The 13,758-nt window shown below is 43.2% G+C and carries 13 protein-coding genes; 7 read left to right on the forward strand and 6 right to left on the reverse strand.

Features of this window, described 5'->3' with window-relative positions:
* Nucleotides 1-28: 28 nt before the first annotated feature.
* On the forward strand, nucleotides 29-505 hold the full coding sequence (locus ACP69U_RS01675; protein WP_426137618.1) for a hypothetical protein: 477 nt from the start codon (nucleotides 29-31) through the stop codon (nucleotides 503-505).
* Between the two features lie 98 nt (nucleotides 506-603).
* On the opposite strand, the gene ACP69U_RS01680 is transcribed toward ACP69U_RS01675, so the two are convergent.
* A complete protein-coding gene (locus tag ACP69U_RS01680) occupies nucleotides 604-1,173 on the reverse strand; it encodes an adenine phosphoribosyltransferase (protein WP_055124107.1) in 570 nt (189 codons plus the stop codon).
* Between the two features lie 355 nt (nucleotides 1,174-1,528).
* Between ACP69U_RS01680 and ACP69U_RS01685 the strand changes: the two genes are divergently transcribed.
* Both ACP69U_RS01685 and ACP69U_RS01690 read left to right on the forward strand, forming a co-directional pair.
* Entirely contained in the window at nucleotides 1,529-1,693 is a 165-nt protein-coding gene (locus ACP69U_RS01685) for a rubredoxin (RefSeq protein ID WP_011280463.1), read from the forward strand.
* A gap of 27 nt (nucleotides 1,694-1,720) precedes the next feature.
* On the forward strand, nucleotides 1,721-2,749 hold the full coding sequence (locus ACP69U_RS01690) for an alpha/beta fold hydrolase (protein ID WP_201553742.1): 1,029 nt from the start codon (nucleotides 1,721-1,723) through the stop codon (nucleotides 2,747-2,749).
* A gap of 132 nt (nucleotides 2,750-2,881) precedes the next feature.
* Here the strand turns inward: ACP69U_RS01690 and ACP69U_RS01695 are convergent, their stop codons facing one another.
* A complete protein-coding gene (locus tag ACP69U_RS01695; RefSeq protein WP_426137685.1) occupies nucleotides 2,882-3,802 on the reverse strand; it encodes a WG repeat-containing protein in 921 nt (306 codons plus the stop codon).
* Between the two features lie 485 nt (nucleotides 3,803-4,287).
* Here ACP69U_RS01695 and ACP69U_RS01700 point away from each other — a divergent pair, with 485 nt between their 5' ends.
* Nucleotides 4,288-5,220 (forward strand): DMT family transporter, encoded by a 933-nt coding sequence (locus ACP69U_RS01700; RefSeq protein WP_055124111.1) that lies wholly within the window; start codon nucleotides 4,288-4,290, stop codon nucleotides 5,218-5,220.
* A gap of 147 nt (nucleotides 5,221-5,367) precedes the next feature.
* On the opposite strand, the gene ACP69U_RS01705 is transcribed toward ACP69U_RS01700, so the two are convergent.
* Nucleotides 5,368-6,801, reverse strand: coding sequence for a solute carrier family 23 protein (locus ACP69U_RS01705; RefSeq protein WP_426137619.1), 1,434 nt, complete (start codon nucleotides 6,799-6,801; stop codon nucleotides 5,368-5,370).
* A 539-nt stretch (nucleotides 6,802-7,340) separates the two neighbouring features.
* Here ACP69U_RS01705 and ACP69U_RS01710 point away from each other — a divergent pair.
* Complete coding sequence (locus ACP69U_RS01710) at nucleotides 7,341-8,774, forward strand: L-serine ammonia-lyase (protein ID WP_226950274.1); 1,434 nt, start codon at nucleotides 7,341-7,343, stop codon at nucleotides 8,772-8,774.
* 142 nt (nucleotides 8,775-8,916) lie between these two features.
* Here ACP69U_RS01710 and ACP69U_RS01715 read toward each other — a convergent pair whose 3' ends face one another.
* The 3 genes from ACP69U_RS01715 to xthA form a co-directional block, all read right to left on the reverse strand.
* Complete coding sequence (locus ACP69U_RS01715; protein WP_426137620.1) at nucleotides 8,917-9,315, reverse strand: DUF4377 domain-containing protein; 399 nt, start codon at nucleotides 9,313-9,315, stop codon at nucleotides 8,917-8,919.
* Between the two features lie 465 nt (nucleotides 9,316-9,780).
* The gene (argJ, locus tag ACP69U_RS01720) at nucleotides 9,781-11,004 is read right to left on the reverse strand and encodes a bifunctional glutamate N-acetyltransferase/amino-acid acetyltransferase ArgJ (RefSeq protein WP_193008987.1); all 1,224 of its coding nucleotides are present in this window, start codon (nucleotides 11,002-11,004) and stop codon (nucleotides 9,781-9,783) included.
* Between the two features lie 127 nt (nucleotides 11,005-11,131).
* Entirely contained in the window at nucleotides 11,132-11,956 is an 825-nt protein-coding gene (xthA, locus tag ACP69U_RS01725) for an exodeoxyribonuclease III (protein WP_426137621.1), read from the reverse strand.
* A gap of 221 nt (nucleotides 11,957-12,177) precedes the next feature.
* Here xthA and ACP69U_RS01730 point away from each other — a divergent pair, with 221 nt between their 5' ends.
* Together ACP69U_RS01730 and ACP69U_RS01735 are read left to right on the forward strand one after the other, a co-directional pair.
* The gene (locus ACP69U_RS01730) at nucleotides 12,178-12,765 is read left to right on the forward strand and encodes an acyl-CoA thioesterase (protein ID WP_193008985.1); all 588 of its coding nucleotides are present in this window, start codon (nucleotides 12,178-12,180) and stop codon (nucleotides 12,763-12,765) included.
* Nucleotides 12,766-12,807: 42 nt separating this feature from the next.
* Entirely contained in the window at nucleotides 12,808-13,686 is an 879-nt protein-coding gene (locus ACP69U_RS01735; protein ID WP_426137622.1) for an ABC transporter ATP-binding protein, read from the forward strand.
* Nucleotides 13,687-13,758 lie beyond the last annotated feature (72 nt).

The raw sequence follows: 13,758 nt of genomic DNA on the forward strand, positions 1-13,758 counted from the left end.
TTCTCACAACAAGAAGCAAGGCTTGATTATGAAACGGCTATCAGTGTTATTAGTGGGTGGTGTTCTAGCAGTCAGCACGCATGCAGTGAACTGGTCAAAAATATCAGAAAGTCCTACTGGATCAATTTTTAGCTTAGACTTGGACTCTATTGAAAGCTCCGACATCAATATCATAGACGAAAAAAGTGTCGAAAACATCACCGTATCTATCCGCAGAACATACCCTGCACAAAAAGATGAAACAAAAGTAGATAAGGAAGGTCAAGAAAAAGCGATTCATCATAGCGATCAGCAATTGCTCATCTCTTGTAAAGACGCCAGTTACTATAGACGCGCTTACGTTAACTATGATGCCAATAACAAGGTGTTAGAATCTTGGCAATCAGAAAAACCCATATTAACCACCAAAGATTTTAAGATAACCAAGCCAAAAACGATCAGTCGCATGCTAATAGAACAGGCGTGTAAAACTTACCTTACCAGCAAGACAAGCAACGTACGTTAAGACAAAGCAAATACAGGCAATCAAAAAAGCGCGCTAAATTCATTCAGCGCGCTTTTTTGATTGCCTCATTTCACGCTATTCACTAAGCGTTGCCAGTTTTAAGCCTTTAAAACCGTATAGACAGGCACTGGAAATTCGCCATGCAAATCAACCAAATCTAGCAATACTAACGCCCCCACCACGGTATGGTCTGCCGATTTACACAGCTCATAAGCGGTGGTTAAAGTGCCGCCTGTGGCTAAAATATCATCGACCAATAGCACGCGCTCAGGCGGTAGATTGTTTTGCATCTCAAGCGTGTCTTTACCATATTCTAGAGCATACGCTTTATTGGCAACGGGCGGTGGCAGCTTACCGGGTTTACGTAGCAAAATCATCCCTTTGCCTAATCGACCTGCGAGCAAACTTGCAAAGACAAAACCACGCGCTTCAACTGCACCTAGACAATCTACCTCGTCCATCACCCCTTCAGGCAGTGCGGCGAGCAATGCATCTATCACCTCATTAATATGACTGCGCAGTAACGGCGTAATATCATAAAAATCAATACCCACTTTCGGGAAGTCTGGTACTGTGCGAATCACTTGCCAAAAGGGATGATCCGTATTGAGCTTATTAGATGACTCATTTTCGACATTTTTAGATGTAGCGGCAGCATTAATGCTCATGATAACCCTTAGCTTATATGACTTAGATAATGTAATTTAGATAATAATATGTCAACGATAAATGATGGCTAATACCGTGAATTTAGCGGCGCTTATTATAACATAATTGATAGAAATATCGCAGTTGGGCACGTAAGCGTACAGGTGCTTACTGACAGACAGAAGACCTAAACCCCTTGATAAAAACCAATCAATCTCAATATACAAGTGTAAACTTAACGACGAAAATCACGGTTATATGCTAAACTATGTGCGCTTTTACAGTCTCATCTAACGGCTATGATTGTAAATATGAACGTCAAAAACACCCTGTAACACGGATTATAAACACTGATAATGCTCGATAGGACTATTTATGAAACGTTATGAATGTATCGTCTGCGGCTGGATATATGATGAAGCATTAGGCTGTCCCGAAGAAGGGATTGCCCCAGGCACCAAATGGGATGACATCCCTGATGATTGGACCTGCCCAGAATGCGGTGTGGGCAAGCTTGATTTTGAGATGCTTGAGCTGTAATAGACGACCCTCTAATTAGGACACTTCATGACAACATCGAATGACATCAAACCATCGGCAACCCTACCAGAAGACTTAGGTGGCTACCCTACTCCTGAGTGGCAAAAGTTTGGCGCGCACCAATGGCGAGACTCTGACCTTAGCAAGCATCTGTATCAATCAATGATTGATATCGGCGATGGCATTGAGCTGTGTGTTGAGGCAGGTGGCAATCCTAATAATCCACCACTGCTCATGATTATGGGACTTGGCTCACAGATGATATTTTGGCCAGATAATTTTATCAAGCGCCTTATTGACGCCGGTTTTTTTGTCATTCGTTTTGATAATCGTGATATTGGTCTGTCTTCTAAAGTGCAGATTGATGGACTACCGCGTATCAGTCAGCTAAAAATGATGATGCGCCTGCAAACGGGGTTGTCTAATAAAGGTACGCAAGTCGCTTATAATTTAACGGATATGGCAGAAGATACCGCTCGTTTGATTAAGGCGTTGCAGTTGGGAAAAACCCATCTGATTGGGGCTTCGATGGGCGGCATGATTGCACAAATCGTAGCGGCACGTTATCCAAGTTTAGTGCAGCGTATGGCGTTGATGTTTACCACGACCAACCGTGCATTTTTAAAACCACCAAAACCTAAGCAGCTATATACCCTGATCAACCGCCCTGAAAGTCATTCTGAGCGCGATATCGTGCGTCATAGTGTGTGGTTTATGAAGACAGTCGGTACGCCTGGGCATGTCAACGTACGTATGGTGCGTGAAATTGCCAAATTGCGTTATCAGCGCAATTTTCATCCGCTCGGCACGGTACAACAGCTCAATGCTATCTTGGCATCAGGCTCTATTAGCAGGTTTAGCAAGCAAGTCAAAGCACCGACTATCGTACTGCATGGTAGCGCAGATGGACTACTGCCCGCCTCACAAGGTCGCGTAGTTGCCAAGACCATTCCGAATGCCAAGTTTCATTTAATCGAAGGCATGGCACATGATATTCCTGAATACTATCAACCTTATATGGTCGATTTAATCAGCAATCATTTATTAGACGAATAGTTTTAGTTGTCACACAATTCATAAAAAAGAGCGTAAATCCTACTACTGACTCATAGGGTTTACGCTCTTTTTTATACTGGTTATTTTACGTAGGTCTTTATATTATGTAGGTCTTAAGTTTGGACACGCAGCTTAATCACAACCCACCCCTGTACCCTCTTTATCGATACACATTTTATTGCCATTTTTTAGGTTGCCAATCCACGCTTTACCACCAGTAAAGGTAAAGGCGGGTTTACCTTGGTAAAGATTACCAGCTAACACACCACTATTGGCGAAGCGAAAAGGAATCACCAACTCACCACCAAGATTAACAAAGCCCCAGTTTTCATCGATACGCACGCCAGCCAACCCTTCGGCAAAGGGGCGTACTTCATCAAAAGAATAAGTAATCATGGTCACATTATTATCATCAATAAATCCCCATTTGCCATCTTGCTGACGCGGTTGCAGCATCGTAAAGCGATTGGGAAGTGCTTGATTGGATGAGGATACGTCGCCATTAGCGCTAGCAGGTGCTCGTTGCATCGTGGATTGCTCGTTGTCTTTACTGTTTGAGTCACTGGTCGTTTTGCCGTTTTCATCTATCCAGCTGATCGCTTGGTTTTTACGTACACGTGCGACACCATTCTGGTAATCATCAATACTACTAATCGCTGACGAAAACGGCACAATGGTTTTATTACTGGTATTAATAACCCCATATTTACCATCTTGCTTTACCACGATACGCCCGTTAGATACTGGACGCGCCCAACCCTGTCCTTCTTTGAGCACATCATACATCGCAGGCACCACTTCACGACCTTGCATATTCAGATAACCGACATGACCATTACGCAGTACAGGAAGTAGACCAGCCGATATCTTATCGGCATCGACTTTTTGATAACGCGATAAATCAACGACGCTTTTGCCTTGACTATTAATCAGAGCTACTGGCGCGCCGAAATCTTTTGTCGCCAAAAAATAGCCGCTATTTGCCGTACAAGCCACGTTTTTATAATAACTTTTTGGAATCTTGCAACTGGCCGCTTGCGTACTTGGTATCATAAATACTGTACTAGCTAAGAGGAATATAGCAAAACCAGATGTCGATAGTCGTTGTTGTAAAGATAATGAGCGTTGCAACATAGATGAACCTAGGCTAATGATATTGAAGTACTTGATGTAAAGACTAATAAGAAACCGTCCTGTTTTATTGGGTCACTACAATGATTATAAACCACTAGATTAACAAATAGTGATATTCACGCCAACATCGTTCCTGTAAGAATATCTCCATCATATCTTCGCATTGTTATAGAGATTTTCTTATATGAGTGAAGCTTAAGGTCATCATTGATTTCATACCTAGCATATACAGAGATAAAACCTGATATCGTGATAATAAATCAAACAATAAGCATAAATGATGGTTTGACCATTTCATTTTAGCGTCAAAACCTAGACAATACGGCTTGTATTAGCGTCAGTATTCATTGGCGTCATCGTTGATACAGTAAGATAAAATAATAATACGGATATAAGGATATTGTATGGCGATTGCTTCTTCACGCTCTGCCTCTACTGGGTTGGTCATTGGTTGTATTATCTTTGGTTTAGGTAGTTTGATTGTCGCTCACGTTGATATTGGCGGTTGGGCAATGGCATTTTGGCGCTTGGCTATTTCAGGTGTCGTATTCGCTGTATTGGCCAAAATCATGGGACAGCGTCTACCCCGCTCAAGGCGCGCTATTTTTTATGGCTTATTATCAGGTGTCTTTTTAGGCTTAGATCTGGCGCTCTGGCACGAGAGTATTTATGCGGTCGGCCCTGGTATCTCGACTTTATTGAATAGCCTACAGATTTTCTTTTTAGCCGCCATTGGGTTCTTATATTTTAACGAACGCCAATCTATATTGCAGCTCATCAGTTTATTTTTAGCCATGTTTGGTGTGGCCATGATAGGCAGTCCTGAGTTTGCGCATAACAGCGCCGCCACTTGGGGGTTCATCACTGGTATCGTCTCAGGGGCAATGCTAGCGGCATCGATGACTTTTATCCGTAAGACGCATGATACTGAACCCACACCCATATTTATGCTGATGCAGCTGATTAGTATCGGTGGTGTATTGGCGATGATTATTCCTATGTTTGTGTTTGATATGGGTCATATTTTGCCAAATACTTGGTCTGAAATTGGCTGGGTGCTTATCTACGGCACAGTGATGCAATGCTTGGCGTGGGGACTAATTGCCTATTCCATTCCTAAGCTGTCTTTGGCGTTAACTGGATTATTATTATTATCAGAACCGATTGCTGCATTGGTCATTGATTATAGCTGGCTGGACAAACCGATTAATAGCTTACAGTGGAGCGGTGCTCTGTTGACTATGTTTGCAATCTATTTGGGTTCACTGAAACCTAAGCCGCGCGCCCTACGACGTTATCGGTTTTTCTCAAAATTTTATAAGCGAGACTACAAGTAGCTTTTATTCTGCATTTTTATCGTGCACTTGCTGCCACTCCATAAAAAGCGCCCATGCTACCGATAGCATGGGCGCTTTTTATGGAATGATATACGCTGTGACCGTCATTAACTGATAGGTATAAAACCTCAGCATCATAAAAGCTGATTACTTAGCCAATGATTGATGAGTGGCTTTCGCTTCAGATCCTTGATTAAATAACGCATTTAAGACAATCGCTGCCAAAGTCGCCGTACCGATACCGCCCAAATCAAAGCCGCCTAAATGCAAACTAAAGTTACCCGTACCCATGATAACGGTCACAGCCGCGATAATTAGATTGCTGTTTTTGCTAAAGTCGATACGACTGTCTATCCAGATTTTGACGCCTGCAATAGCAATCAAACCGAACACCACAATGGACGCACCGCCCAATAAAGCGGCTGGTATCGTCTGAATGATGGCACCAAATTTTGGTGATAGCCCCAATAAAATAGCTACCACACCTGCCACGACAAATATTGTTGTGCTATACACCTTAGTCACCGCCATCACACCGATGTTTTCGGCATAAGTCGTCACACCAGTACCGCCAAATCCTGCTGAAAAAGTGGTTGCCAAACCATCAGCAAAAAATGCTCGACCCATATAAGGCGTTACACGAGCTTTGGTCATACCTTCGACAGCCTTAAAATGCCCTAAGTTTTCAGCCACCAAAATAAAGGCCACAGGCGCAATCAGAATAATGGCACTCATCTCAAAGCGAGGCGTATGGATACTAGGTAAGCCAAACCACGAAGCAGCTGCCACACCACTAAAGTCAATCGCCGTACCAAAACCCATGACGTTGGTCATGATAAAATAGGCAAAATAGGATAATATTAAACCAACCAGTAATAACAGACGACGCAGCATACCACGTGTAAAAACAGCCACACCACTGATGAGTAATACGGTCAAGGTAGCCATCCAAGCATCAAACTGATTGGCAGACACCCCTTGAATGGTCACTGGCGCTAAATTAAGACCAATAATCATCACGATAGCACCAGTAACGATAGGCGGCATCAAACGCTCAATCCAGCCAGTACCCGTTTTCATCACCAGCAGCCCGATTAACGCATAAATGATACCGCAAGCCATGATGCCGCCCAAAGCGACATTCAAGTTACCATTGAACCCTGCGCCTGCATAAGCTGTCACAGCGATAACAGGACCAATGAAAGCAAAACTTGAGCCCAAATAGCTCGGCATGCGCCCACCAGTGATCAGAAAGAACATCACCGTACAGATACCTGACATCAAAATGGCTAAGTTGGGATCAAAGCCCATTAACAGCGGCGCAAGCACAGTCGCACCAAACATCGCAAAAGTATGCTGTACACCTAATAGCAGGCTTTTTGACGGTGGCAAATATTCATTGATACCGACCGGATCACGATCTAAATCGCCTTGATACGGACGCCATGTCGGAAACCAGCGTCCATTTTCAAAGTCTGGATTGTACGGAGGACTGATCGCCGCAGCCTCTAATCCATGTTCAGCAGATGGTGCTTGAGCGCTGTTTTCTAAAGGCGAGGAAGGGTCTTTTTGAGAGGGCATACACGCTTGTCCTATGTAAACTGGGCTAAAATAATAGACAACAGTAAATGAAAAATAAAAATTGAGTTAAATCAGAGCATCAATCGGCAAGAATATGTGGCTAGAAATTACGATAACGAGTAAAATCCGCATCTTTTCATTTATAATATGTCGCTCTGACTCATTCATTTATGTTGCAATATGGCAAACCAAAAGTATTATTTGGTATGATGACCATGTTTTGGTAGATGTATGTGGTCGGATATGTTTAACTAAAAAATGGTTATGGTCGCTTATGACTCAGTGTACTCTGCAGCGACAATCAACTTACAGGATGTTACATAGCCATTAGCTCCGAGCATGATAGCGGAGTTTCAAAACAAATAAAAGTTATTATTCAATCACCATTTTTCCTCTTTTGCGTTAATACTTCCATGGGCGGTGCTTCCTCTACACCTTTGTCGGTGCTATAAGCGAGAGCTGCCTGTTATATTCTCAATGAAAGTGCCTAAAGCAGCTATACAACATGTTAGTGCACTTAAAAAACTTGGTAAGTTATTATGATTAGTGTTTTTGATTTATTTAAAATCGGTATTGGCCCATCAAGCTCACACACGGTAGGACCCATGGTCGCCGCCAATCTTTTTTTGGGCTCATTAACCAAGCAAACAGAGCTGACGGCTATTACAGGCGTTGAAATTGAGCTTTATGGCTCTTTGGCAGCCACTGGCAAAGGGCATGCAACCGATACTGCTATATTGTTAGGGCTGCTTGGGCATGCTCCTAGTACGATCGATACCCGTTTGACCAGTCAATATTTGTCACCGATTTTTTCAGACAAACAGCTAAATATAGCAGGCACGCATGTTATTGCCTTTGAGACAGAGCGCGATATTCATTGGTATGACGAAACCGTTTTACCCTACCATCCTAATGCCTTGACTATCCGTGCATTATTGACCGACGGCAGTCATTATCAACAAACCTATTATTCGGTAGGTGGCGGCTTTGTTATCAATGAAGAAGATGCCACCAATCCGGATGAAGATAACGCCACGCCGACCATTGACGCCATTCCTTACCCCTTTAATAGCGCCGCAGAATTGCTGGAGCAATGTCGTCAACACCACTTAAGCGTTAGTGAATTGGTGCTGGCGAATGAATGTCATTACCGCAATCAATCAGAAGTTTTTGTTTATTTAGACTCTATTTGGGAGTCAATGCAGGACTGCGTGACGCGAGGCTGTCAAAACAGTGGCATATTACCTGGTGGCTTGGATGTAAAACGCCGTGCCCAAGCGTTACATCTACAATTGTGCGCCGAGAAAAACCAACCCATTACCAAAAATGACAAACTCGCTGCCATGGACTGGATTGATTTATATGCCTTGGCGGTCAATGAAGAAAATGCCAATGGTGGAAATGTCGTCACTGCCCCCACCAACGGTGCAGCAGGTATTATTCCTGCGGTGATGCATTACTATCGCGACTTTTTATCAAGCTATAGCCAAGATGGTGCACGCAAGTTTTTGTTAAATGCGACTGCTATTGGCAGTTTAATCAAACAAAATGCCTCCATCTCTGGTGCTGAAGTTGGTTGCCAAGGTGAAGTTGGTTCTGCTTGCGCCATGGCAGCTTCTGCATTGGCAGAAATCTTAGGCGGTGATCCAGCTAAATGCCTTAATGCGGCCGAAATTGGTATCGAACATAACTTAGGTCTGACATGCGACCCTGTAGGCGGTCTAGTGCAAGTGCCTTGTATCGAGCGCAATGCCATGGGCGCCGTCAAAGCTGTCAATGCGGCGCGACTTGCTTGCCGTGGTAATGGACAGCACTTTGTCTCTTTAGATAAAGTGATTGAAACCATGAAAGTCACTGGTGCGGATATGCTAGATAAATACAAAGAAACCTCACGAGGCGGTCTTGCCGTTTATGCAGACAATCGCATCCCTACTGCCACTCATGGCGTCAGTGTAAAATATAGTCAGTGCTAACATAACGATTGTTTAATATAGCTTATCCTGACATCACACTCCCAAATATTTTCTGAAATAAAAAAAGACCCCTAATATAGAATTAGAGGTCTTTTTTATTCTGGTTAAATATGCTCGTTAACTAGACATACTCAATGATTCATTACTCAGCTGTTTTTGAAACCACTTCGTTTAGAATCCAAACTGGCTTAGCCATGTTACTATTTTCATCCATCATTACTTCTTGGCGAACATCTAGAATATAACGATAGTTTGGCTCATAAGTGAAGCCCTGAATATTGCCGTTTAAAGGTGTGTAGTTTTTCTGATAAGTCTGACGATACTGTAAGCATTCTGCTTCAACTTTAGTACCCTCAGCTGTTGACAGCTCACAGACAGCTTTCAGTGGTGCTACTTCTATTTCAAAACTTGGAATGTTAACCACTTTAACATTCATAGGTTGCCCATCGACAACCATCGTACGTTCGTTATCCATACCCATGGTAGAACAACCTGACAGGGCAAAGGCGGTCATTACTGCTGCAAGTACTAATTTTTTCATTATTAAATCCTCAGTTAATTGTTATAAATACATTATTAATGGTTTGAGATTATTGTTTTGGACACATCATGCTGGTAAATATATATTTGAAAATATCAGTCAATTTTTGCGATGGGTGTAATACTGGTGTAATGCTACTGTCGATATGGAGCTAAGCAAGAGTATTCACCTGATTTAGCTTTACCAAAGAAACCTATTACGTCTCAATAATGTCGTCTATTGTTTGTTTACTGAGGTCAGTATAGAGCGCAACTCGTCTTCTGCTCTATAACTGCTTTGTAAAGTAACGTCAGCTTTTGCAACTGATGTTAATGGAACGTATGAAATAACAGGGTAAATTGATACATACTTATTGACACATACTTAATGTGCACAATAAAAAGCCAGAGCAATACATGCCCTGGCTTGATGATAAATAGACCAAAAAAATGGTTGGTTTTAGTTTTTAATAATTATCAATAGTTTTTAACTGCGATAATCCGCATTAATTTTGACGTAGTCATAGGACAAATCACAAGTATAAACGGTGTCACTGGCATCGCCGCGAGCAAGATCGATATGAATGGTAATCTCAGGGCGACTCATGACGGTCTTACCTGCCGCTTCCGTATAACTAGGAGCGACGCCACCATTCTGGCAAATCATGACTTCATCTAAATAGACATCCACTTGTTCCGTATCCAAGTCTTCGATACCAGCATAACCCACTGCCGCTAAGATACGACCCCAGTTGGCATCGCTAGCAAAGAACGCGGTTTTGACCAACGGTGAATGCGCGACCGCATATGCCACATCGCAGCACTCTTGCATTGTCTTGCCACCAGTGACGTTGACGGTCATAAACTTGGTAGCACCCTCGCCATCACGTACGATTAATTGCGCCAGACGGACAAACACCTCGGTCAAAGCCGAAAATATAGCCTGATAATGCGGATGTTCTGGACTATCAATGATATCTGAGCTGGCAGCACCCGTGGCGATCAACACACAGCAATCATTGGTTGAAGTGTCGCCATCGACAGTGATGCGGTTAAAAGACTGCTCATTGATGGCACTTAGCATTTCTTGTAATAAGTCAGCGGCGATATTGGCGTCAGTTGCCACATAACCCAGCATGGTTGCCATATTAGGGCGTATCATGCCTGAGCCTTTCGACATACCTGTCACATGATAGCTGACACCCGCCACATCGATTTTTTGGCTAGCGAGCTTCGGAATCGTATCTGTAGTGCGAATACCATTCGCCGCGGCAAGCCAATTATCAGCCCCCAAATTGGCAAGTGCATTATCTAAGCCCGCGATGACCGCATCGCTATTTAATGGCTCGCCAATGACACCCGTCGAGAATGGCAATATTGCATTACTATCCACGCCAGCCTTACTCGCCAGAGCGGCACAGATATCAACGGCTCGACGTTTGCCATCAGCACCCGTCCCAGCATTAGCATTACCTGTGTTAGTGACCAAATAACGCGGACTCATCTTGGCAAAATGCTCACGCAACACCCGTACAGGCGCAGCACAAAAGGTGTTTTTGGTGGTCACAACCGCAGTGGTCGCGGTATCAGCGATCTCAACCACCACTAAATCATCTCGGTCTTTATAGCGTACGCCTGCGGCTGTGGCGCTTAGCTTGATTCCTTCGATAGGATAAATAATATCAGGTACTGCAACATTTCCGACTGCCATGGTTCAATCCTTATTGTAAAATTTTTATCATTATTTATAACAGATGATGTGGTAAATACTAAGATGCGTTGAGCCTTCAACCATGACGCTACTGCTGGTGAAGTATCAAACGCGACCTATATAAATATTACCGTTTTTTTAAATCAAATGCCGACCAAATTGGCGCATGATCAGACGGTTTTTCCATCGCCCGTAGCTCATAACTAATCCCAGCATCAACACAGGCCTCAACAAGATCCGAGCTGCACAAAATATGATCGATACGCAAGCCACGTTTCGGCTCATCATTGAACCCACGACTGCGATAATCAAACCAGCTATATAGCTCTGTGCTTTTTGGATAATGTAAGCGATAGGTATCTGTCAGCTCGCGTGACATCAGCGCCGCATACCACTCGCGTTCTTCTGGTAAAAATGAGGTCTTTCTATTTTTCAACCAGCGCTTAGCATTGACGTCGCCGATGCCAATATCAGTATCTTCTGGGGCAATATTCATATCACCCATGATTATGAGCGAGCGACCTTCTGCTTTTAGGGTATCGATATACGCCATTAAATCTGCATAATAAGCCCGCTTCATCGGGAATTTAGTCGGATGGTCTTGGCTCTCTCCTTGTGGAAAATAACCATTGAGCACATCAATTTCACGACCGTCAAATTCATATCGTGCATGAATAAAACGCTTCTGTGCCTCGTCATCTTCACCAGGAAAACCCTTTTGCACAAATATAGGTGCAACCTTGGATAGTAATGCCACGCCATAATGGGCTTTTTGACCAAAGTACTCTACGTGATAGCCCAGACTCTCTATGTTTTCCAAGGGAAACTGTTCATCATGTACTTTGGTTTCCTGTAGACCCATCACATCAGGATCGATCACTTCTCGCACGGCCTCAAGCTGATGTTGACGAGCGCGAATACCATTGATATTAAAACTGACAAAACGGGTCATAAATTATCCTATACTAATTGATGAAAATACGGTGCTAATATAAAGAAATGGGCTATGAAAATGCATAATCCACTATCATAACAGACGTCGACCGACCTAACTGTTGCGCGCCCTGATATCTTAAGCTAGAGTAGTTGTGGTTAATATGGCTGCTATCAAATTTTGGCCATCGAATCATGAACATCGAACAATATTTATTAAAACAATGACCGAGCATCTTTATGATAAAAAATAACAGCAAAAACACAGTGGCAAGTGTAGACGGCGAATATACGCCATTGTTTACCAAAAATTATAATGTCTATATTAACCATACTGATGCAGGCGGTATAGTCTACCATGCCAATCATTTGGTGTTTTTTGAAAACTGCCGCCGTGATTGGTTTGGGGAACTGAATTTAAACGGGTATTTTTTGCAGACTGACGATGGAGAAATCCAGCATTTTGTCGTCAGTCAAGCAGACTTGCAATATAAAAGAGCTATTTTGTTAGATGAAGTCATCAGTGTGCGCATCGATAAAGTCGAGTTAAAACCTGCCAGCATTATCTTTTACCAGAGCATTCATCGTCACAGCCCAGACAGCCTTTCTCCTGATCATGCTAATAGCAATGCCAATAATGCTAGCAGTTTATTAAGTAGTGGCAAAATCGTCATTGCTTGTGTGCAAAACCAAGTCAAAACCAAACCGCTATCCAATAGTAAGGTAGATACTGCGGTTGCTAGTGCCATGCCCATGCGCCCTATTCGTGTTCCAAAGCATTTACGCGATGCCATTGAGCAAGCGATCCACGAGCAGTTGAATGCTTAGTGGTTGGATAATTAGTGGTTGGATAATTGGCGATAACGACTTATGCATCTTCATAATAATAAACCGATACTGATATTCGAGAATATTCAGGTACATAGTAAACATACAGCCAGCATACCTGCCTATAATGAGAATAAGGTTGGCGATAAAAATATTAATGACAAAAATATGGAGGCCACAGAAGCCACAACATCTGCGCTATCTACCATTTGTCAAAGATGGATCGGCAAACTAAGACCAAACTCTGTCTCTCAGCCAATCATACCTGCACATCAACGATTATTAATCGATGGCGCCACAGGCAAGCTGTTAGCAGGTCAAGTAACCGTGTTAACAGGCGCTTCTGGCAGTGGTAAATCGGTATTATTACGGGTATTGGCTGGACTACTGCCAATGAGCGGCGGCAATGTGCGTTTGCGCTCTGATGACCAATCAACCAGTAGTGCTTATTGTAGTATCCATGATACTGCACCGATACAGTGGCGCACGCACGTTGCCCTACTCGCCCAGCACCCACAATTATTAGAAGGCAGTGTGCTTGAGAACTTGCAAATGCCTTATCAGCTACAAGCGCATCAGCATCGCAGGTTTGATATCGACTGGCATATCGCACAGCTTGAGCAATTGCAACGCAGCGCTGACTTTTTACAGCAAGATGCCTATCATCTATCGGGCGGTGAGCGGCAGCTGGTCAATACATTACGTCTCTTACAATTGAACCCACGGGTGTTGTTACTAGATGAGCCTACTGCGGCTCTAGATAGTGACACATCAGCCCAGCTCGTCAATCTACTCATGAACTGGTTACAGGCAGATAGTCAGCGTACATTACTGTGGGTAACTCACGATATAAAAGACATCATGCCGTTAGCCGATCAGCATTGGCAGATGCAAGCAGGGATATTAACTGAGATATTCTAACGTTGAGTTAAGCATGTCATGTCACTCTTTAAGATGACTTTTTTTAACAAATTCGCATTAACGTCTATCTTA

This window comes from Psychrobacter sp. TWR1-1-1 (genome assembly GCF_049895865.1).
Taxonomy (GTDB): domain Bacteria; phylum Pseudomonadota; class Gammaproteobacteria; order Pseudomonadales; family Moraxellaceae; genus Psychrobacter; species Psychrobacter immobilis_A.

Excerpts from the sequence above, each read along its gene's own strand:
- ACP69U_RS01680 (WP_055124107.1), bottom strand. The coding sequence starts at position 1,173 with ATGAGCATTAATGCTGCCGCTACATCTAAAAATGTCGAAAATGAGTCA.
- ACP69U_RS01710 (WP_226950274.1), top strand. The coding sequence starts at position 7,341 with ATGATTAGTGTTTTTGATTTATTTAAAATCGGTATTGGCCCATCAAGC.
- ACP69U_RS01700 (WP_055124111.1), top strand. The coding sequence starts at position 4,288 with ATGGCGATTGCTTCTTCACGCTCTGCCTCTACTGGGTTGGTCATTGGT.
- ACP69U_RS01735 (WP_426137622.1), top strand. The coding sequence starts at position 12,808 with ATGCATCTTCATAATAATAAACCGATACTGATATTCGAGAATATTCAG.
- ACP69U_RS01690 (WP_201553742.1), top strand. The coding sequence starts at position 1,721 with ATGACAACATCGAATGACATCAAACCATCGGCAACCCTACCAGAAGAC.
- ACP69U_RS01705 (WP_426137619.1), bottom strand. The coding sequence starts at position 6,801 with ATGCCCTCTCAAAAAGACCCTTCCTCGCCTTTAGAAAACAGCGCTCAA.
- ACP69U_RS01715 (WP_426137620.1), bottom strand. The coding sequence starts at position 9,315 with ATGAAAAAATTAGTACTTGCAGCAGTAATGACCGCCTTTGCCCTGTCA.
- argJ (WP_193008987.1), bottom strand. The coding sequence starts at position 11,004 with ATGGCAGTCGGAAATGTTGCAGTACCTGATATTATTTATCCTATCGAA.
- ACP69U_RS01695 (WP_426137685.1), bottom strand. The coding sequence starts at position 3,802 with ATGATACCAAGTACGCAAGCGGCCAGTTGCAAGATTCCAAAAAGTTAT.
- ACP69U_RS01685 (WP_011280463.1), top strand. The coding sequence starts at position 1,529 with ATGAAACGTTATGAATGTATCGTCTGCGGCTGGATATATGATGAAGCA.
- xthA (WP_426137621.1), bottom strand. The coding sequence starts at position 11,956 with ATGACCCGTTTTGTCAGTTTTAATATCAATGGTATTCGCGCTCGTCAA.
- ACP69U_RS01730 (WP_193008985.1), top strand. The coding sequence starts at position 12,178 with ATGATAAAAAATAACAGCAAAAACACAGTGGCAAGTGTAGACGGCGAA.
- ACP69U_RS01675 (WP_426137618.1), top strand. The coding sequence starts at position 29 with ATGAAACGGCTATCAGTGTTATTAGTGGGTGGTGTTCTAGCAGTCAGC.